The following is a 20,592-nucleotide window of genomic DNA, read 5'->3' on the forward strand; positions in this document are numbered from 1 at the left end:
CGTGCCTATACTCAGCGTTTTAGGAAGGAACACTTCAATGGATGCATACGATGCGCTGATGCGCGATGGTTTCGTGGTGGTGCGCCAGGCGATTGCACCCGCACTGGTCCAGGACATCAACGCGCGCATCGTGCGCTTCAAGCAGCGCAATCCAAAGGCGGTGTCGCGCAACCTGGACGAACACAAGCGCATGTATCGGGTCGTCAACCTGCACCTGGCGGTGGATGCGATGACCCGCCTGCTCACTGACAACCCGGCCATCGACGTCTGCGATCGTTTCCTCGGCGAACCGACCACGCTCTACACCAGCCTCTACTACGAGCGCGGATCGGAACAGTCTTTGCATCGCGATACGCCAGTGTTCTGCACCTCTCCGGGCGAGCGCTACATGGGAGTGTGGACCGCACTGGATGCGGTTGATGAAAGCAATGGCCCCCTTCGCGTGGTTCCGGGCAGCCACCTGTTGCCGCCGATTGACGTGCAGGCGCTGCGACGCACTGTCTTCGGCGACGGCCCGATCAGCGCCATGTCGCCGGAAGGCTGGACCGCCTATCAGGATGCGGTGGCGCGTCAATGCGAAGACGCTGGCCTGAAGCCGCAGTCGGTGCACGTGCAGCCTGGCGATGTGATCGTCTGGCACCCGCAGCTGTTCCACGGCGGCGCGCCACATCCCTCTGCCGGAACGCGTCGCAGCGTGGTCATGCACGTAACGCCGAAGTCGATGCCGGTGGGCCACATGGATGTTTTCTACGGGCAAACTCCTCCGCTGTCCAAAGCACCGTGGCGCTATTACCGGCGTGGCCAGCGTGAGATCGCACGGTTCGGGCAGGTGGATTTCGGTCACGAGTACACGCGCCGGACCTGGTTCCTGCGCAAGGCCTGACCCAAGCCGAAAAAAGGGGGGAGGCCGCCCCACTACGACCGGCCTCCCCCACACCACAACACGTTGGCGCGTATTACGGTCGAGCAAGCTCGACCACTACACCGCGGTCCCCGCCACGACCTCCACACCTCGCGCGCGACGGATCAGCCGCGTCACGGCATTGCGCAGGTCATCGAGCACCGCGTAGATCGTCGGCAGGAACAGCAGGCTGACCACGGTCGAGAACGCCAGGCCGCCGGCAATCGCGCGCGCCATCGGCGAGTACTCCGGGCCATTGCCGAACATCTGCGTGTCGGTCAGCGAGATCGGCACCATCGCCAGGATCGCCGTGCCCATGGTCATCATGATCGGGCGCAGGCGTTCGCGTGAGCCTTCCACCAGCGCCTGGGTACGGCCCATGCCGCTGCGCCGCAGGTTGTTGATGTGCTCGATCATCACGATGCCGTTGTTCACCACCACGCCCATCAGCACCAGGATGCCAATGAAGGACATGATCCCGAACGAGGTGCCAGTGATCCAGAAAAGCCAGAACACGCCGAAGATCGAGAACAGCACGCCGCTCATGATCGCCGCCGGGAACAGCAGCGACTCGAAGACCGCCGCCATCACCACGTAGATCATCACCAGCGCGATCAGCAGGTTGAACACCATCTGCTGCATGGCTTCATCATCGTTGCCGTAGTCGCCGCCATCGAAGGTGAAGCCGTAGCCGGCCGGGAAGTTCATCGGCTTGAGCACGGCCTCTATCGCCTTGCGCCCGTCCGGTGCGGTGACCTTCCCGGCCAGGTTGGCCTTGATGGTCAATGTCGTCTGACGATTGGTACGGCCGATCTGGGTGGCCGACGAACCAACGTCCACGGTGACCAGGCTCAGCAGCGGCACGCTGCGGCCATCGCCGGTACGCACGCTGAAACCGGCCAGGTCTTCCGGGCTGCTCTGCTCGGCGCCGGCAAAGCGCACCCACACCGGCACTTCATTGTCACCGCGACGGAACTCGCGCATCGGTGCGCCGCGCAGCGCCAGGCCGACGAAGCTGGCCACCTGTTCGGCGTTGAAACCGAACGCTGCGGCACGCTCACGGTCGACGCGTACCTTCAGCTCGCCGCCCTTCTCGCCGTTGTCGATGCGCACGTCCCGCAGTTCGGCACGCTGCGCCAGCAACGGCACCACTTCCTGGCCGATCTCCTGCAGCATCGAGCTGGAATCGCCCACCATCTGCACCTGCACGCCCTGGTTGCCGCCACCCCCGCCATCGCCGCCCTGGTTGCCGACGAAATAGTCGGTGCGGGCGGACTTCGGCAGGCCCTTGCGCAACTCTTCCTGCAGCGCCTTGATGTCCTTGGCGTACCTCTCGTCCAGGGTGACCACCGTGGAGCTGCCTTCCTGCTCGCTGTACCAGGAGTACACCTGCTTCACGTGCAGGCGCTCGCGGTTCTGGTCGATCCAGCTCTCCACGCGCGCCACTTCCTCGGACATCTGCCGGTAGGTGTAGGCGCCCTTCCACATGTAGCCGATGAAGATGTCCTTGCCGCCCTCGCCCCCGAACATGTCGACCTTGGTCAGCTTCATCGGCACCAGGCTGACCAGTACCACCAGCAGGATGCCGAGCAGGCTCCAGCCGCGGTGGTGCAGCGACCAGTCCAGCAGCTGTGCATAGCGCCGCTGCAGGCGCGCGATCAGGCCGGTCTGCGAGTGCACCAGCTTGGGTGTGGCCATGCGTGCGGACAGCATCGGAATCAGGCTGACCGCGACCAGCCACGAGGCCAGCAGCGAGACCGAGATGGTGATCGCGATCTGCGCCATGAAGATGCTGATGTTGTTGGTCTCGCCGAACAGGTTCGGCACGAACACGATGCAGTGGCACAGCGTACCGGCGCTGAGCGCGATGGCCACGTTGCGGGTGCCGATGATCGAGGCCAGCCGTGGCTGCCCCGGCATGCGCTCGCGCTCCTGGTAGATGCTCTCCACCACCACCACGGCGTTGTCGACCAGCATGCCCACGGCCAGCAGCAGGCCCATCATGGTCAGGATGTTCAATGTCACCCCGACGAAGTACATGAAGCCCAGGGTGATGGTGAAGCAGATCGGAATGGCCAGGGTCACCATCAGCGTCGACGGCCAATGGCGCAGGAAGAAGAACAGCACCGTCACCGACAGGATCAGGCCGACCGCACCGGCTTCGGCCAGCTCCAGCAGCGACGAGGTCACCGCCTTGCCCTGGTTGTCGATCACCTTGATCTGCACGTCGCGCATCGACGGCTGCGCGCGGATCGCCTCGACTTCGGCCAGCGCCGCGCGCGACACGTCCACCAGATTGGCGCTGCGCTCCTTGAAGATGTCCAGGCCGACCGCCGGGTTGCCGTCCAGGCGACGCCCGTAGTTCATCCGTGCAGGCTTCAGGCGGACGTCGGCGATATCGCCCAGGCGCAGGCCCTTGGCGTTGATCACCAGGTCGCGCATCTCCTGAAGGTCGGTGATCTCGCCCACCGGCTGCACGCGCACGCGCTGGCCGTTGTCGTCGATCTGCCCGGCCGAGATCGAGAAGTTCAGCGTGCGCAGGCGCTCGCTCAGCTCGTTGATGCTCAACCCATGCGCGTTGAGCCGGTTCGGATCGATGGCGATCTCCACCTCGTTCGGCGGTGCACCGGTGATGTCGACGCGGGCCACACCGGGAATACGCTCGATGCGCCGTTTGAACTCACGGTCGAGCATGTCATAGGCAGTGGTCAGGTCGGTGGTACTCGCCAGGCGTACCTTCAGTACCGGCTGGTCACTGCTGGACCACTTGAACACGTTGTAGCGCTGCAGGTCGTCGGGCAGGTCGCTGCGGATCGCATCGATACGCTCGCGCGCGTCGGACGCGGCAATGGCGATGTCGCGGTCCCAGTCGCTGAACTCGATATAGATCAGCGCCGCCTCGGAGGTGGCCGATGAGCGCATGCGCTTGATGCCGGTCATCGTCGCCAGCGACTCCTCGACCGGGCGGATGATGGTCCGCTCCACTTCCTCGGGCGTCGAACCGGTGTATGGGATCTGCACGAACAGGAACGGCGCGGAGATGTCCGGCAGCGCCTCCAACGGCAGCCGGAACGAAGCGATCAGGCCGATCACTACCAGCGACACGAAGCACATGATGGTGGTGACCGGGCGGCGGATGGAGAACTCGGCAACGCTCATGCCGGCTCCTCCACACCTGCCGTGCCGCCCTCGTCGCCATGCAGGCCTTCACCGGCATGCTTGCGGCCGCGCTCACGGTAATAGGCGTCGCCGCGACGATCCATCAGGTCGTACACCACCGGGATCACCAGCAGCGTCAGCAGCGTCGACACCAGCAGGCCACCGATCACGGTGATCGCCATCGGTGCACGCACTTCGGCGCCCTCGCCCATGGCCACCGCCAGCGGCAGGAAGCCGAACAGCGTGCACAGCGTGGTCATGATGATCGGGCGCAGGCGCGAACGCGCACCTTCCACCAGCGCCTCATGCTTGGCCACGCCGGCTTCGCGCAGCTGGTTGACCTTGTCGATCAGGATGATCGCGTTCTTGGTGACCAGGCCGACCAGCAGGATCAGGCCGATGAACACCACCACCGAGATGGGCTTGCCGGTCAGCATCAGCGCCAGGATCGCGCCGACCAGCGCCAGCGGGATGGTGAACAGGATCACGAACGGGTGCAGCAGCGACTCGAACTGCGAGGCCATCACCAGGTAGACCAGGAAGATCGCCAGTCCAAAGGCGAAGATCAGCGACTTCGCCGCCTGCGCCAGCTCTTCGCCCTGGCCACCGATGTGCAGGCCAACGCCCGCACCCAGCGGCTGCTCGGCCACCATCTGCTGCACTTCGCGCATGGCTGCGCCGAGGTCGATGTCGCGCAGGTTGGCCGATACCACCGCCACCCGGGTCTGGTCGGCACGATGGATCTCGCTGGGGCCGGTGGTGGCGACCACGTCGGCCACCGCGTCCAGGGTGACCGGGCGGGTGCTGCCCGGATTGACGATCAGCCGGCGGATGCTCTCGACGCTGGCGCGGTCACCTTCCTGGGCACGCACCAGCACGTCGATCTTGCGATCACGGAAGCTGTAGCGGGTGGCGACGTCGCCGCGCACCTTCTTCACCACCACGTCGGCGATCTGGCGGGTGGTCAGGCCCAGCGCACCCGCGCGCTCCTGGTCGAAGCGGATCTGGATTTCCGGGAAGCCCTCTTCCACCGTCGACTTCACGTCGGCGTAGTGCGCATTGCCGCGCAGCATCGCCGCCAAGCGCTGGCCGGCCACTTCCAGGGTCGCCATGTCCTGCCCGCGCAGTTCGATTTCCAACGGCGTGGAGAAGCTGAACAACGCCGGCCGCGCGAAGTCGACCTGGGCGCCCGGGTGCTGGCTCATGGTGCCGCGCAGGCGTTCGGTGATTGCCGCTTCAGTGCGCGCGTTGCCACCGCCTTCCATCACCACAGTCAGCTTGCCGATGTTCTCGCCGCTTTCGGTCGGACTGGCATCCAGCCGGGTGCCGCTGCCACTGACGCCATACAGCGAGGCCACGCCCTCCCCCTTGCCGTGCGCCAGCTGCAGCTCGCGCACCAGCGCATCGGTCTGCTTCAGCGGCGTGCCGGCCGGCAGCTTCACCGTCATTTCGAACCGGTCCTGCGCCAGCTGCGGAATCAGGTCCGCGCCAAGCATCGGTACCAGCGCCATGGTCGCCACGAAGATGATGGCTGCCACGCCCAGCACCTTGCCGGGATGCGCCAGCGCACTCGGCAGCAGGCGCAGGTAGCCTCGCTCGGCGCCTGCATAGGGCTTCATCGCCAGGTCGCTGGCCTTGCGCATCACCGGGCCGACCACTGCCACCACGCCACGCCACACGCGCACGACAAGCCAGGCCAGCGCATAGAAGCTCCAGCGCACGCTGGCAACCACGCCACGGCGGCCCAGCGCGACCGGCTTCTGCCAGCGCTTCTGCGGCTGCCATGCTTCGTTCGGCGCCTCTTCCGGGAACGCCAGCGGCGGCCGCCCCTTCAGCGAGCTCAACATCGGGATCAGGGTCATCGACACCAGCAGCGAGATCGCGATGGCGATCGCCACGGTCAGCGCCTGGTCGCGGAACAGCTGCCCGGCGATGCCATCGACGAACACCAGCGGCAGGAACACGGCGATGGTGGTCAGGGTCGAGGCGACCACCGCCATGCTCACTTCGCGGGTGCCGGCAATCGCCGCCTGCAGGATGCCCAGGCCACGCTCGCGGGCCTTGGCGATGCTCTCCAGCACCACGATCGAGTCATCCACCACCAGGCCAGTGGCCAATGCCAGGCCGCCCAGCGACATCACGTTCAGGCTCAGGCCGAGCTGGCCCATGAAGAAGAACGTGGCGATGATCGATACAGGCAACGACAGGCTGATCACGAACGTGCTCCAGCCATCGCGCAGGAACAGGAAGATGATCAGGATTGCCAGCAGGCCACCGATCACCGCGTCCTTCTTGACGTCGGCGATGGCGTGCTCGATGAAGCGCGACTGGTCCTCGATGGTGGTCAGCTCGACATCGGACGGGAACGTGCCCTTGATCTGCTCCAGGCGCTTGCGCAGCGCTTCGGCGGTGGACACGGTGTTGGCGTCGCCTTCCTTGTAGATGGCCAGCTCGACCGATTCCTTGCCGCCCAGGCGGATGATCGCTTCACGCTCCTTGTAGCCCTGCCGCACCGTGGCCACGTCCTTCAGGCGTACCGGCACGCCATTGGCGACCACGCTGGAGCCACCACCGGACGATGCGCTCTGTGCCGCCGACGCGGCGGCGATGGCTGCCGCCGAACCGGTCGACGCGGCGATGTTGAACATCTGCTGCAACGCCGAGTCGGCTGCGCTGCCATTGGCGGCCTGGGTGGTCACCAGCAGGTTGCGGATTTCCTCGAGGTCGGCGAACTGGTTGACAGTACGCACCAGGAAGCGCTGGGAGCCCTCCTCCAGGCGGCCGCCGGAGATGTTGATGTTCTCGTCCTTGAGGCGCTTGATGACGGTGTCGATCGGCAGGTTCAGCTGCGCCAGCTTCTGCTGGTCGATGTCGACCTGGATCTCATCTTCCAGGCCACCGCCCACCTTCACTGCTGCCACGCCGGTGACCGGCTCCAGCTTCTTCTTCAGGTCTTCATCGGCATAGCGGCGCAGGCCGGTCAGCTCGCGGACCGCATCGGCATCGCTGGTCGGCGCCGTCTTGTTCGACAGCACCAGGCGCATGATCGGCTCGGTGGACGGATTGAAGCGCAGCAGCACCGGGGCCTTGGCCTCCAGCGGCAGGTTCAGCGCTTCCATCTTGTCACGCACCTCCAGGCTGGCCTGGTCCATGTTGGTGCCCCAGGCGAACTCCAGCACCACATCGCTCTGGCCGGTGCGCGAGACCGACTTCAGCTTGCGCAGGTTCTTGACCACGCCCACCGCTTCTTCAACCGGCTGGGTGATCAGGGTTTCGATTTCGGTCGGCGCCGCACCGGTGTATTCGGTGCGCACGGTCAGCGTCGGGTAGCTCAGGTCGGGCAGCAGGTTGACCTTGAGGTTGCCGAGCGCGATCAGGCCGAACAGCAGCAGCGTGACCGTGCACATGGCGATGGTCACACGGCGACGCGTGGCGAATTCCACCAGGCCGCCGCGCATGCCGGCGGCGGCGCCGTCGCTCGCCGGCGAGGCACCGTGGTCGTGGCCCGGGGCAGTCATTGCTTGCTCCCGGCCTTGTCTGCGGGCTTGGCGGCCGCCGCGACCGCCTTCGCCTTCGGATCGGCGATCACCTGCACCGTGGTGCCGTCGCGCAGGGCGACCTTGCCGGCGGTGACCACCTGATCACCGGCCGCCAGGCCATCACGGATCTCCACCCACGGGCCCTCGGCGTAACCCAGCTTGACCGGAACGCGTGCGACCTTGCCTTCGCGCACGCGGAACACCGCCGGCTCACCGTCGTCGAGCAACGCCAGGCGCGGCACCACCAGCGCATCGGCACGCTGGTCGTAATCGATGCGGATGCGCCCGAACATGCCGGGCTGCAGCGCGTGGGCGGCGCCATCGAAGGCGCTGACCACGCGAAACGTGCCGCTGCCCGAGTCCACCACCGGCGCGATGCGGTCAACGGTGCCGGTGAAGCTCTGGCCCGGCAGTGCGTCGGCCGCCAGCGTCACCGGCTGGCCGGCACGCAGGGTGGCCAGCTCACGTTCGGGTACGTTGAGCGTGGCCTCCAGCCGCGAGTTGTCGACGATGCGGAAGATCGGTGTATTGATCTGCACGAAGTTGCCGGTCTTGATCGAGCGTGAGGCGATCACACCCGAGATCGGTGCCACGACCGTGGTGTAGGACAGCTCCAGCGTAGCCAGGCGGTACTGCGCACGGACGTTCTCCAGGTCGTAGCGCAGCTGGTCGACATCGGCAGCGCTGACCATCTGCTGGCCGACCAGCTTCTGTGCGCGCTGGTAGTTGTTTTCCAGCTTGCGCATCTGCGCTTCGCTCTGCGCCACGGCCAGGCGTGCACGGTCCGGGTCCAGCCGCACCAGCGGCTGGCCGGCGGTGACCCGCTGCCCTTCCTCGACCAGCACCGCCAAGGCCACGCCGGAGGTTTTGGCGACCACCTGCGACTCTGCACGTGGCTCCAGCGCCGCGGTGCCGGTGTAGCTGGCTGCGACGGCACGATGGCTGGCCACCGCCACTTCGACCGGGACTGCGTCGACCTTCTTCTCCTCCTTGGTCTCGGCGGCCTTGGCTTCGGAATTGGGCCCTGCGGCGCAACCGCCCAGCAGCAGGGAGGTGGAGATCAGCAGTGCGGCAGCGCAGATTCCGCTGCGACGGCCGGACAGGAAGGTTGGGTGCGACATCGTCAGGTCCCTGGAGGATGCGTGGACAGGTGTGGTAGCAAAGTAATGCACCACTTCACAGCAACACCATATCCCAAAGGTCATGGTGCCTTCGTGCCACTGGTCGGCCCGCCCCCCATTTCAGCTAGATGAAACCTGGGGCTATACTCGGGTCGTTCCGTACCCCACGCCGGAACGACCAGACCCGAATCCCCGGAAACGACACCATGCGCCCGCAGCCGCTCGCCGCTTGTCTCGCTCTGGCCGTCCTCCTGCCCCTTGGGGCCGCCGCACAGCCCGCTCCCGCTCCTGCCACACCCACCCCGGCGCCTGCCGCCGCGCCGGCGCCTGCCACGCCCACCGGCAACTTCGACAATGGCCGTGTCCTGGCCTACACCTGCCAGGGGTGCCACGGCATCACCGGCTACAAGAACGCCTACCCCAGCTACCGGGTGCCGAAGATCGGCGGCCAGACCCAGCAGTACCTGGCCCAGGCCCTGACCGAGTACCGCCAGGGCAAGCGCCGGCATCCGACGATGCAGGCGCAGTCGATGAGTTTCAGCGAACAGGAGATCGCCGATCTCTCTGTTTACCTGTCCACCGTCAAGTAAGGCCCGCCCATGTCGAAAGCCGCGCATCCGATGCGTCACGCCATCGCCCTGTCCGTTGCCCTGCTGCTGGCCGCCTGTTCGCAGTCGCAGGTGGAGAACAGCGAGAAATCCGCTGCCGACCCGGGCCATGCCAGCGGCGAACACGGTTCTTCGTCCTCCGCCGGCCTGCCGGCAGGCCGCGAGGCCGCCGGTGAGGCGCGCGCCAAGGTGAAGGGCAAGGCCACCAACCAGAGCTGCATCGACTGCCATGGGGCCGACGGCAATGCGCCGATCGATCCGACCTATCCGAAACTGGGTGGCCAGTACGGTGACTACCTGGCGCACGCGCTGCAGGCCTACCGCGCCGGCGACCGCCAGCATGCGCTGATGACGCCGCAGGCGAAGGACCTGAGTGATCAGGACATCGCCGATCTGGCGGCGTATTTCGGTAGCCGGCCGAGCCAGTTGCGGGATCTGCACGGGGTCAAATGACCGCCGCCCCCCGGTGGGGCGGACCCTGGTCCGCACGGACCGTTGATTGGTGGGTGCGGACCGTTGGTCCGCACAGATCCGCATATCCACGCATGGCGTGGATCTACTGATTCTTCATCCGATCAATCGGCGCACTGCTGGCGCCGACCGATACTCAGCCTTCCAGCTCTTCCCAGCGCGCGTACGCGGCATCCAGCTCGGCCTGCACCTTGGCCAGCTGCTGGGTGTGCGCGGTCACTTCCGCACTGCTGCGGGTATAGAACGCCGGGTCGTTCATCGCCGAGGTCAACCCTTCGACGTCGCCTTCCAGCTTCTCGATGGTCTTCGGCAGCTGCTCCAGCTCGCGTGCTTCCTTGTAGGCCAGCTTGCGCTTGGGGGCAGCCGGGGGGGCAGCGGCCGGGGCGGCGGCCGGCGGCTTGGCTGCGGGGACCGAGGCAGGCGCCGCGATGCTGGCCGCATAACGCTGCCAGTCGCTGTAGCCACCGACGTACTCGCCGATCACGCCGTCGCCTTCCATCACCAGCGTGGAGGTCACCACGTTGTCGATGAAGTCACGGTCATGGCTGACCAGCAGCAGAGTGCCGGTGTATTCGCCCAGCAGCTCTTCCAGCAGCTCCAGGGTTTCCACGTCGAGGTCGTTGGTCGGTTCGTCCATCACCAGCAGGTTGGACGGCTGCGCGAACAGCTTGGCCAGCAGCAGGCGGTTGCGCTCTCCACCGGACAGGCGGGTAATCGGCGCACGCGCGCGTTCCGGGGTGAACATGAAGTCCTGCAGGTAGGCATGCACGTGCTTGCGCTTGCCGTTGAACTCGAGGAAATCGCGGCCTTCGGCCACGTTCTCGATCGCGCTCCAGTCTTCGCGCAGCACCGCGCGGTACTGGTCGAAATAGGCGATCTGCAGGTTGGTGCCGGCGTTGACTTCGCCCTTGGCCGGCTGCAGCTCGCCCAGCAGCAGCTTCAGCAGCGTCGTCTTGCCGCTGCCGTTGGGACCGATCAGGCCGATGCGGTCGCCGCGCATGATGGTGGTGGTGAAGTCGCGGACCATGGTGCGCTCACCGAAGGCGAACGAAATATCCTTGACGTCGATGACCTTCTTGCCAGAGCTGACGCCCTGTGCGGCTTCCATCTTGACGTTGCCGCTGAGATCACGGCGCTGCGAACGCTCCACGCGCATCGCCTTCAGGCGGCGCACGCGGCCCTCATCGCGGGTGCGGCGCGCCTTGATGCCTTGGCGGATCCAGACTTCTTCCTGCGCCAGCAGCTTGTCGAAGCGCGCGTTTTCCTGCGCCTGCGCGTTGAGGCGTTCCTCTCGGCGACGCTCGTAGTTGGCCCAGTCGCCCGGCCAGCTGGTGACCTGGCCACGGTCGATCTCGACGATGCGGGTGGCCAGTGCACGCAGGAAGCGGCGGTCATGGGTAACGAACACCACGCTGCCGCTCCAACCCTTCAGGAACGCTTCGAGCCAGTCGATGGCTTCGATATCGAGGTGGTTGGTCGGTTCGTCCAGCAGCAGCACGTCGGGGCTGGACACCAGCGCACGGGCGAGCAGCACGCGGCGCTTCATGCCGCCGGACAGGCGGCCGAACTCGGCCTCGCCGTCCAGGTCGAGCTTGGTCAGGGTTTCGCTGACGCGCTGATCCAGGCCCCAGCCGTTGGCGGCGTCGATCTTGGCCTGCACGTTGCCCAGTGCTTCGCCATCAAATACTTCGGCGTGGCTCAGGTGATGGAATTCGGCCAGCCACTGGCCCAGTTCACCGAGGCCATCGGCGACGACGTCGAACACCGAGCCGGCGGCGCCATGTGGCACTTCCTGCTCCAGGCGGGTGACGCGCACGCCCTGCTGCACGCGGACTTCCCCGTCATCGGGCTTGTGATCGCCGGACAGCAGCTTGAGCAGGGTGGATTTGCCGGCGCCGTTGCGGCCGATCAAGGCGATGCGTTCGCCCGGCTCGATCGACAGTTCGGCCTTTTCCAGCAACAACGGGCCGCCGACGCTGAAGTCGACGTTCTGCAGAGTAATCAGAGGCATCCGGATATTGTACGGGTTGGGGGCGTCGGCCGGGTTGCACCCGGCACCCGCGGTAGTGCCGGCCGCTGGCCGGCAACCTCAACGCAACGTCAAAAGCGGCTTCCTGTGGGAGGCGGGATGGGTCCGGTTGCGGGGGACGCCGTAAATACGTCCATGTAGGCCCGGTCGCCGCTTGCTCGTGTGCGCTGTCCTGCGCACACGGCAAGACCGGGGTTGGGCGTCCTGCCCAACCCGCCCGAGGCATGCCTCGGGCCCATGCGGCTCACGCCCCCGCAACGGGCCCATCCCGCCTTCGACAGATTTCTGCGATCTGTCGGAACGGCATTCTGCTCTGGTGGGTATCGACCTTGGTCGACACATGGGAATCTGATGAATTACCCCACCTCCCCCAGCAACGCCTGCAACCCCGGCAGCCACTGCTTGCCGGGATGCCGTACCAACCACAGGGTGCGCTGCAGGGGCGGCAGCGGGGTCTCCAGCACGCGCAGCCGGCCCAGGGCCAGCGGCTCTTCCAGCGCGTGGCGGGAAAGGCAGGCCAGGCCGAGACCGGCGATGGCGGCCTGCTTGATCGCTTCGGTATTGCCCAGCTGCAGGGTCTGGGCGAAGCCGCGCAGGTGCGGTAACAGCGCCTGTTCCACTGCTTCGCGGGTGCCGGACCCCGGTTCGCGCAGCAGCCAGCGGGCACGGCGCAGTTCGTCCAGCGACCAGCGCGGGGGGACGTCGGCGGCGCCGACGATCACCAGCGGATCCTGCTGCCAGGCCGTGACCTGCAAACCGCGTTCATGGCACGGGCCTTCGATCAGGCCGGCGTCGGCGTCCAGGCGCTGCACGGCGGCGACTACGCCAGCACTGTTGTCGATGCGCAGGTCGACCTCGGCCTGCGGGGCGTGCCGCAGCAGCTCGGCGATGCGCGGCGGCAGCAGGTAATTGCCGATGGTGGTGCTGGCGGCCAGTACCAGCCGCAGCGGTGCCCCCTGCGACGGATCGCCACCGGCGGCCAGCTGCCGCTCCAGATCGGCGGCATTGACCAGCAGGGTGCGCGCCGGCTCCAGCAGTGCGCGGCCGTGCCCGTTCAGCGCCAGGCGACGGCCGATGCGGTCGAACAGCGGCGTACCGAAGTGCGCCTCCAGTTCCTGCAGGGCGGCGCTGCTGGCCGACTGCGAGAGCGCGATGGCCTGGCCGGCGGCGGTGGTGCTGCCGTGGTCGGCGATGGCGACGAAGACTTGCAGCTGGCGCAAGGTCAAGCGCATGGCATTTACCCGCTTGATAGGTAGGTTTCACCCATATTATTCGTTTTACAGGTCATGGACGAAGGCGCACGCTTGCCCCGTCACTACAGCCCTACCCCTGCCATGAACGCCCCCGCTCTCTCCTCCTGGTCCCTGCCCGCCCTGCGCCAACGCTGGCAGCCGCGCCTGCCCGGCCTTCTGCTGGTGGGCCTGATCGCGGCGGCATCGCTGTACCTGGCCGAGCTTCCCTGGTTGCAGGCGCATGGCCTGAGTGCACTGACCGTCGCCATCGTGGCCGGCATCGTGGTCGGCAACACCCTCTACCCGCGGCTGGCGCCGAGCAGCGCGGCCGGTGTCGGCTTCTCCAAGCACTGGCTGCTGCGCGCCGGCATAATGCTGTACGGCCTGCGCCTGACCTTCCAGGACATCGGCCATGTCGGCGTCAGCGGCGTGCTGATGGACGTGCTGGTGGTTGCCAGCACCTTCGGCCTGGCCTGCTGGCTGGGCGTACGTGTGTTCAAGATGGAACGTGAGGCGGCAATGCTGATCGGCGCCGGCAGCGCGATCTGCGGTGCGGCAGCGGTGATGGCCGCCGAACCGGTGGTGCGTGGCCGCGCTGCGCAGGTCACTGTCGCGGTTTCTACCGTCGTGGTGTTCGGCACGCTGGCGATGTTCCTGTACCCGGCGCTGTATGCGCTGGTGCAGTCGCACGGCTGGCTGGCGATGGACGCGCGGCAGTACGGCCTGTTCACTGGTGCGACGGTGCACGAAGTGGCGCAGGTGGTGGCCGCCGGCCGCACGGTCAGCGAAGCCGCCGCCGATACTGCGGTGATCACCAAGATGGTGCGGGTGATGCTGCTGGCGCCGTTCCTGGTCGTGTTGTCGTTGTGGCTGGCGCGTGGCGGCAAGGCCGGCGCCGACGGCAGCAAGGCGCGCATCGTAGTGCCGTGGTTCGCGTTCGGTTTCGTGGCAGTGGCCGGTTTCAATTCACTGCACCTGCTGCCGGCCAGCCTGCAGGCCGGGCTGGTGCAGTTGGATACCGTGCTGCTGGCGATGGCGATGGCCGCGCTGGGCCTGACCACCCATGTCTCGGCGCTGCGCCAGGCCGGCCTGAAGCCACTGCTGCTGGCGCTGATCCTGTTCGCCTGGCTGCTGTTCGGTGGCCTGGCGATCCACCAGGGTGTGTTGGCGGTGCTGGGCTGAGCAAGGCGTGCCGACCAACGGTCGGCACCCACCCGTAGATCCACGCCATGCGTGGATGGCGGCCCAGGACGGGCGCTGCCGCGCAGGCAGGTACAATGCGCCATGACTGACTTCTCGACCCTGCCGCTGAGCCCGGCCCTGCAGCCCGGCCTGGACGCCCTCGGCTACACCACCCTCACCCCCGTGCAGGCGCAGAGCCTGCCGGCCATCCTCGATGGCCACGATGTGATCGCACAGGCGCCGACCGGCAGCGGCAAGACCGCCGCCTTCGGGCTGGGCCTGCTGCAGGCCGTCGACCCCAGCCTGATCCGCGTGCAGGCGCTGGTCCTGTGCCCGACCCGCGAACTCGCCGACCAGGTCGGCAAGCAGATCCGCAAGCTGGCCACCGGCATTCCCAACCTGAAGCTTTTGCTGCTGGTAGGCGGCGTGCCGCTGGGCCCGCAGCTGGCCTCGCTGGAAGGCCACGACCCGCACGTGGTGGTGGGTACGCCCGGCCGCGTGCAGGAGCTGGCACGCAAGCGCGCGCTGAATCTTGGCGCGGTGCGCACGCTGGTGCTGGACGAGGCTGACCGCATGCTCGACATGGGCTTCGAGGAGCCGATCCGCGAGATCGCCGGCCGCACCCACAGGGATCGCCAGAGCCTGCTGTTCTCCGCCACCTTCCCCGACAGCATCCGCGCCATGGCGCGTGACCTGCTGCGCGACGCGGTGGAGGTGACCGTGGAAGGTGCCGACCAGGCACCGGCCATCCGCCACCTGTTCTGCGAGGTGGAACCGGCGCATCGCCAGAAGGCGCTGGCCGGCCTGCTGCTGAAGTACGCGCCGGAATCGGCGGTGGTGTTCTGCAACACCCGCAAGGACGTGGACGAAGTGGCCAACTCGCTGCAGCAGTTCGGCTTCTCCGCACTCGCCCTGCACGGCGACATGGAGCAGCGCGACCGTGAGGAAGTGCTGTTGCGGCTGGCCAACCGCAGCTGCAACGTGCTGGTCGCCAGCGACGTCGCCGCGCGCGGACTGGACGTGGAAGAGCTGGCGGCGGTGATCAACTACGAACTGCCGACCGACGTGGAGAGCTACCAGCATCGCGTGGGCCGTACCGGTCGCGCCGGTGCCAGCGGCCTGGCGATCAGCCTGGTGGCCGGCCGCGAGAAGACCCGCGCCGAAGCCATCGAAGCACAGCTGGGTCAGCCACTGGACTGGCAGAAGACGCCACTGGCGACCTCGCGCCCGGCCGAGTTGCCGCAGGCGGCGATGCGCACCCTGCGGATCGACGGCGGCAAGACCGACAAGCTGCGCCCGGGCGACATCCTCGGCGCACTGACCGGCGATGCCGGCCTGTCGAGCAAGTTCATCGGCAAGATCGCGATCTTCCCGACCCGCTCCTACGTGGCGATCGCGCGTGAACAGGCCAACAAGGCCGTCGCCAGGCTGGAAGCCGGCAAGATCAAGGGCCGTCGCTTCCGCGTGCGGATGATGTGATTGAAGCCGCGTTGCCAACCACGGTTGGCAACGACCGGCTCCCGGCTCTTCGCTCTGGTAGATGCCAACCTTGGTTGGCATTCACCCTTCGATCAGAACACCAGTTCGGTGTGCAGTGGCAAGCCCGCCTCCCAGCGGGCCCGGCCGCCCAGGCCATCGAGCTCGACCAGCACACCGGCGCCGACCACTTCAACACCCAGGCGGCGCACCAGCGACAACGCAGCGACCAGCGTGCCGCCGGTGGCCAGCACGTCATCGATGATCGCGACACGGGCACCGCCCGGCAGCGCGTCGGCGTGCACTTCGATGCAGTCGCTGCGGTACTCCAGCGTGTATTCCTCGCGCAGCACCTGGCCCGGCAGCTTGCCCGGCTTGCGCACCGGCACGAAGCCGACGCCCAGCTCCAGCGCCATCGCGGCGCCGAGGATGAAACCACGTGATTCGATGCCGACCACCGCGTCCAGCTTCTGGTCGCGCCAACGGTCGGCCATCGCGGTGATCGCGCCGCGGAAGTCCTCGCCGTGGGCGAGCAGCGGCATGATGTCCTTGAACAGGATGCCGGGCTTGGGGAAGTCGGCGATGTCGCGCAGGCGGGAGGCCCACTGCGGAGCGACGATGGCGTCGGTCATGTCACATTGGCTATCTGATGGCGGCATAGGGTACCCGTTCCGGGCGCCGGCTGCCTGTTGGGGGTGTTCGGCCGGGCTGCGCCCGGCACCTGCAGAGGCTTCAAGCAACGGCAACGGCAACGGCAACGGCAGAAGCGGGTTTCCTGTGGGATGGCGGGGTGGGTCCGGTGGCGCGGGCCGCTGCAAGTCCCCCTCCGGGGCCCGGCCCAGCCGCTGGCGGCTGTGCGTTCGGGCGCTTGCGAAGCAATGCTTCGCAAGCAAAGCGCCCTCACCCATGTAAGCTCGGTCGCCGCTTGCTCGTGTGCGCTGTCCTGCGCACACGGCAAGACCGGGGTTGGGCGTCCTGCCCAACCCGCCCGAGGCATGCCTCGGGCCCATGCGGCTCACGCCCCCGCAACCGGACCCACCCCGCCTTCGACAGAGTCCTGCGATCTGTCGTGGATCCACGCCATGCGCGGATGAATCTCCATCGAAATCGAATATTTCGAGAATTGAATGAAGAGCATCCACGCATGGCCTGGATCTACCGTGTCGACCAAGGTCGACATCTACCCACAGCAGCAGGAATCTGTCGGAGGTGGGGCGGTGTCGGAGTGCGGGGTGTCAGCCGCATGGATGCGGCTGCCAAGCTTACAGGGACGTACTTGCAGCGTCCCCGCACTCCGACACCGCCCCGCCAAGCCACGGGATCCAGCTTTTGCTCTGGCCGTTGACTTGGCCTCTGCAGGTGCAGGGCGCAGCCCTGCCGAAACCCAGCCTCAGGAACTGCAGGACAGCATCGAGCAGCCGGCGCGGTTGTCGGCCCACGCCGGGCGCTTGCCGGCGAAGTGTTCAAGCCCCGGGCGTTCGGTGTATGGGTCGCGCAGCACGTCCTGCAGCGCATGCACACCGCCGAGGTCACCCTGCTCTGCGCGGTCGATCGCTTCCTGCGCCAACCAGTTGCGCAGCACGTACAGCGGGTTGGCCGCTGTCATCTTCGCCACGCGTTCGCTGGCCGGCAGCGGATCGCTGCGCAGGCGCTCCGCGTAGTCCTGCAGCCAGTGCTGCAACGGTGCCTGCACTGCCTGTCGCCGCGCCTCGTCGTAGTACACCGCGTCCAGAACCGTAGCGTCCGCTGCCGACGGGTCGATGCGCATCAGTGCGCGCCAGGCCAGGGTCATGTCCATGGCACCCTCCTGCATCAGCTGCTGCCAGCGCTGGTAGAGCTGCAGGTCGTCATCGTCGGCCGCGGCCAGCCCCAGCTTTGCCGCAGCATCGCGACGCGTGCAGGCCACGAAGGTGGACTGGAAGGCCGCCAGGCCCACCTGCAGCGGTGCGACATCGGCGAACAGCGGCGACAGCGCCTGGGCCAATCGGCTCAGGTTCCAGTACGCCACCTGCGGCTGGGTGCCGAAGCGGTAGCGGCGCCCCTGGGCGTCGGTGGTGTTCGGCGTCCAGTCCGGATCGAAATCCTCGACCCAGCCATAGGGGCCGTAATCCAGTGTGAGACCGAGCACGGACAGGTTGTCGGTGTTCATCACGCCATGTACGAAGCCGACACGCATCCAGTGCGCGATCATCTCGGCGGTGCGCACCGCGATCTGCGCGAACCAGTCGCCGTACCGTGCTTCGCCCTGCCCCTCCAGCCCGGGGAAATCACGGGCGATGCAGGTGTCCACCAGCTGTTGCAGCAAGGCAGTCTCGCCGCGAGAGGCCGGCAGCTCGAACGAACCGAAACGCAGGAACGACGGCGAGACCCGGCACACGATGGCACCAGGCTCGGCACGCGGGTGACCGTCATAGAACATGTCGCGCACCACCTCCTCGCCGGTACCGACCAGCGACAACGCGCGCGTGGTCGGCACGCCCAGGTGGTGCATCGCTTCGCTGCACAGGAACTCGCGGATCGACGAGCGCAGCACTGCCCGTCCATCGGCACCGCGCGAGTAAGGCGTCGGCCCGGCCCCCTTCAGCTGCAGCTCCCAGTGGCGGCCATCGGGTGCCACCAGCTCGCCCAGTGAGATCGCACGCCCATCGCCGAGCTGGCCGGCCCAGTGACCGAACTGATGGCCACCGTAATTGGCGGCCCATGGTTGCATGCCGGCGTACAGCGCGTTGCCGCCGAATACATCGGCGAAGCCTTCGCTCTCGATCTCGGCAGCATCGAAGCCGAGCATCGTGGCAACCTCAGGCGACCACGCCAGCAACGTGGGCGCCACCACCGGCGTCGGCATCACCGGCGACCAGGCCGCGCCCAGCACTTCACGGCGACGCGGGCCGGATTCGGGGTCACCCGGCAGGGCATGCAGCAGGCGGTTGTCGAAACGGGGGCTGTCGGTATCCATGACTCTGGAGGTGGGGGCGACCGCCGCCGACCTCAATTGCCGCTGAGCGCCTGCAGATGGCCACCGTGGGCCTCGGCGCGCTGGTAAGCAGGCCGCTCGCTGATGCGCTTGAGGAAGCCACGCAGTGCCGGCTTGCCGTCGAGACCGCCACCGCGCGCGGCAGCAGCCTGGATCGGGAAGCTCATCTGGATGTCGGCCGCACTGAAGCGCTCGCCGGCAAACCATGGGCTTTCGGCCAGGCGGCGCTCCATCCAGTCCAGGTGCAGGCGCCGCTGCGGCCCAACGAAGCCCCGCTCGGCTTTGTCGGCAATGCTGCGTGCAATCGGGCGTGCGAAGAATGGCATGGGCGCATTACGGATGCGGCCCATCACCAGGGTCAGCAGCAGCGGCGGCATCGCCGAGCCTTCGGCATAGTGCAGCCAGTAGCGGTACGCGATGCGTTCGGTGCCGTCGGCCGGCATCGGTGACGGCGACAGCTGGCGCTGCGTGTCGTAACGGTCAGCCAGATAGTCGAGGATCGCCCCGGACTCGGCCAGTACCAGCTCGCCATCCTGCAGCACCGGCGACTTGCCGAGCGGATGCACGTTGCGCAGTTCCGGCGGCGCCAGCAGCGTCTTCGGATCGCGCGGATAGCGGCGCAGTTCGTAGTCCAGCCCCAACTCCTCCAGCATCCACAGCACGCGCAGGGAACGGGAGTTTTCCAGGTGATGAACGATGCGCATGGGGACGATCCTTGGGAAGGCCGCCATCCTACCGCGCCGGCTGCATGCCCTTTGTAGAGTCGAGCCCTGCTCCACTGTCCTTGAGAACAGTCGAGCGTGGCTCGACTCTACAAAAAACAGCGGGCAATAAAAAAACGCCGGAAGCTCTCGCTTCCGGCGTTCTGGCTACCCAACGGTAGCAGACGGATTAGACCGCCTGCACCTGGTCAGCCTGCATACCCTTCTGACCCTGGACGGCGATGAAGGTAACCTTCTGGCCTTCCTGCAGGGTCTTGAAGCCGGTGCCCTGGATCGCGCGGAAGTGCACGAACAGGTCCGGGCCGCTTTCCGGGGTGATGAAGCCGAAGCCCTTGGCGTCGTTGAACCACTTGACGGTGCCGGTCTGACGTTCAGACATTTTACTAACTCCTGAAACACATGTTGAAAAAAATCGCAGCCACCGGGTATCGGGGCCGAGACTGAGTTGCAGGCGTTGGTAAAGCGGATCGATGAGCGGATCGTGAGATCAACTGCACCAGGCCACGATTCACGGTGACCCTAGCAAACACAGTGGGTCGCACGATACGCGTGTTTTCTGCAAAAAGCGATAGTCCCGACGTTCATGGGAACACGTCACCCGCTAGGCGTGACAAGGGTTGGCAGCCAATCGCGGCTAACCCCGAGCCCCCATTCAGGTTTTTCCTACCCTACACTGGGTAAATGACTGAAGCTGAAATCCCCGCTGAACACGCGTCTCCCCGCATCTGGGTGGACGCGGACGCCTGCCCCACCGTCATTCGCGACATCCTGTTCCGGGCCGCCGAACGGGTCGGGATCGAGCTGACCCTCGTCGCCAACCAGTGGATCCGCACCCCGCCGTCGCGCTGGCTGCGCTCGATCCAGGTACCGCAGGGGCTGGATGTGGCCGACAGCGCCATCGTCGAGCGGGTCGGCGCCGGTGACCTGGTGGTCACCCAGGACATCCCGCTGGCCGCGCTGGTGCTGGAGAAGAAGGCCGTGGCGCTGAACCCGCGCGGCCAGCTGTACACCCCGAACAACATGGCCGAGCGGCTGTCGATGCGCAATTTCATGGAGGAACTGCGCGGCGCCGGGGTCCAGACCGGCGGACCGCCGCCCCTGGGTCCCCGCGACCGGCAGCTGTTCGCCGCCGAGCTGGACCGCTGGCTGGCGCGACGCCCGGCCCGCTGAGCGCCTGG

Annotated in this window: 15 protein-coding genes; 6 read left to right on the top strand and 9 right to left on the bottom strand. The window is 66.9% G+C overall.

What is annotated here, in order from left to right; translation table 11 throughout:
• Positions 1-37 precede the first annotated feature (37 nt).
• Complete coding sequence (locus AC5P7X_RS15530) at positions 38-883, top strand: phytanoyl-CoA dioxygenase family protein (protein WP_329842523.1); 846 nt, start codon at positions 38-40, stop codon at positions 881-883.
• 96 nt (positions 884-979) lie between these two features.
• On the opposite strand, the gene AC5P7X_RS15535 is transcribed toward AC5P7X_RS15530, so the two are convergent.
• From AC5P7X_RS15535 to AC5P7X_RS15545, 3 genes are read right to left on the bottom strand one after another with little or no spacing between them, the layout of a single operon-like run.
• The gene (locus AC5P7X_RS15535; protein WP_495215111.1) at positions 980-4,060 is read right to left on the bottom strand and encodes an efflux RND transporter permease subunit; all 3,081 of its coding nucleotides are present in this window, start codon (positions 4,058-4,060) and stop codon (positions 980-982) included.
• The gene (locus tag AC5P7X_RS15540; protein ID WP_053499673.1) at positions 4,057-7,578 is read right to left on the bottom strand and encodes an efflux RND transporter permease subunit; all 3,522 of its coding nucleotides are present in this window, start codon (positions 7,576-7,578) and stop codon (positions 4,057-4,059) included. The genes AC5P7X_RS15535 and AC5P7X_RS15540 overlap by 4 nt, the downstream gene beginning before the upstream one ends.
• Complete coding sequence (locus AC5P7X_RS15545) at positions 7,575-8,720, bottom strand: efflux RND transporter periplasmic adaptor subunit (protein WP_049411461.1); 1,146 nt, start codon at positions 8,718-8,720, stop codon at positions 7,575-7,577. Before AC5P7X_RS15545 ends, AC5P7X_RS15540 begins: the two co-directional genes overlap by 4 nt.
• A 206-nt stretch (positions 8,721-8,926) precedes the next feature.
• Between AC5P7X_RS15545 and AC5P7X_RS15550 the strand changes: the two genes are divergently transcribed.
• Both AC5P7X_RS15550 and AC5P7X_RS15555 read left to right on the top strand, forming a co-directional pair.
• Complete coding sequence (locus tag AC5P7X_RS15550) at positions 8,927-9,310, top strand: c-type cytochrome (RefSeq protein ID WP_005416219.1); 384 nt, start codon at positions 8,927-8,929, stop codon at positions 9,308-9,310.
• 9 nt (positions 9,311-9,319) lie between these two features.
• Entirely contained in the window at positions 9,320-9,781 is a 462-nt protein-coding gene (locus tag AC5P7X_RS15555) for a c-type cytochrome (RefSeq protein ID WP_005416218.1), read from the top strand.
• A gap of 154 nt (positions 9,782-9,935) precedes the next feature.
• Here the strand turns inward: AC5P7X_RS15555 and AC5P7X_RS15560 are convergent, their stop codons facing one another.
• Both AC5P7X_RS15560 and AC5P7X_RS15565 read right to left on the bottom strand, forming a co-directional pair.
• On the bottom strand, positions 9,936-11,810 hold the full coding sequence (locus AC5P7X_RS15560) for an ATP-binding cassette domain-containing protein (protein ID WP_206620126.1): 1,875 nt from the start codon (positions 11,808-11,810) through the stop codon (positions 9,936-9,938).
• 374 nt (positions 11,811-12,184) lie between these two features.
• On the bottom strand, positions 12,185-13,060 hold the full coding sequence (locus AC5P7X_RS15565) for a LysR substrate-binding domain-containing protein (protein ID WP_495215112.1): 876 nt from the start codon (positions 13,058-13,060) through the stop codon (positions 12,185-12,187).
• A gap of 102 nt (positions 13,061-13,162) precedes the next feature.
• Between AC5P7X_RS15565 and AC5P7X_RS15570 the strand changes: the two genes are divergently transcribed.
• Both AC5P7X_RS15570 and dbpA read left to right on the top strand, forming a co-directional pair.
• Positions 13,163-14,242, top strand: a complete 1,080-nt coding sequence (locus tag AC5P7X_RS15570; protein WP_495215113.1) for a YeiH family protein — start codon at positions 13,163-13,165, stop codon at positions 14,240-14,242.
• 102 nt (positions 14,243-14,344) lie between these two features.
• On the top strand, positions 14,345-15,721 hold the full coding sequence (dbpA, locus tag AC5P7X_RS15575; protein WP_053501266.1) for an ATP-dependent RNA helicase DbpA: 1,377 nt from the start codon (positions 14,345-14,347) through the stop codon (positions 15,719-15,721).
• Between the two features lie 92 nt (positions 15,722-15,813).
• On the opposite strand, the gene AC5P7X_RS15580 is transcribed toward dbpA, so the two are convergent.
• From AC5P7X_RS15580 to AC5P7X_RS15595, 4 genes are all read right to left on the bottom strand, one after another.
• Positions 15,814-16,350, bottom strand: coding sequence for an adenine phosphoribosyltransferase (locus tag AC5P7X_RS15580; RefSeq protein ID WP_005416213.1), 537 nt, complete (start codon positions 16,348-16,350; stop codon positions 15,814-15,816).
• A gap of 758 nt (positions 16,351-17,108) precedes the next feature.
• Positions 17,109-18,674, bottom strand: a complete 1,566-nt coding sequence (locus AC5P7X_RS15585) for a protein adenylyltransferase SelO (RefSeq protein ID WP_495215114.1) — start codon at positions 18,672-18,674, stop codon at positions 17,109-17,111.
• Positions 18,675-18,706: 32 nt separating this feature from the next.
• Positions 18,707-19,396 (bottom strand): glutathione S-transferase family protein, encoded by a 690-nt coding sequence (locus tag AC5P7X_RS15590; RefSeq protein ID WP_053500891.1) that lies wholly within the window; start codon positions 19,394-19,396, stop codon positions 18,707-18,709.
• Between the two features lie 187 nt (positions 19,397-19,583).
• Positions 19,584-19,793, bottom strand: a complete 210-nt coding sequence (locus AC5P7X_RS15595; RefSeq protein ID WP_005416210.1) for a cold-shock protein — start codon at positions 19,791-19,793, stop codon at positions 19,584-19,586.
• A gap of 302 nt (positions 19,794-20,095) precedes the next feature.
• On the opposite strand from AC5P7X_RS15595, the gene AC5P7X_RS15600 reads away from it, so the two are divergent.
• Complete coding sequence (locus AC5P7X_RS15600) at positions 20,096-20,584, top strand: YaiI/YqxD family protein (protein ID WP_495215115.1); 489 nt, start codon at positions 20,096-20,098, stop codon at positions 20,582-20,584.
• The last annotated feature ends 8 nt before the right edge of the window (positions 20,585-20,592 follow it).

The sequence above is a fragment of the Stenotrophomonas sp. YJH_SMC_53 genome (genome assembly GCF_059369995.1).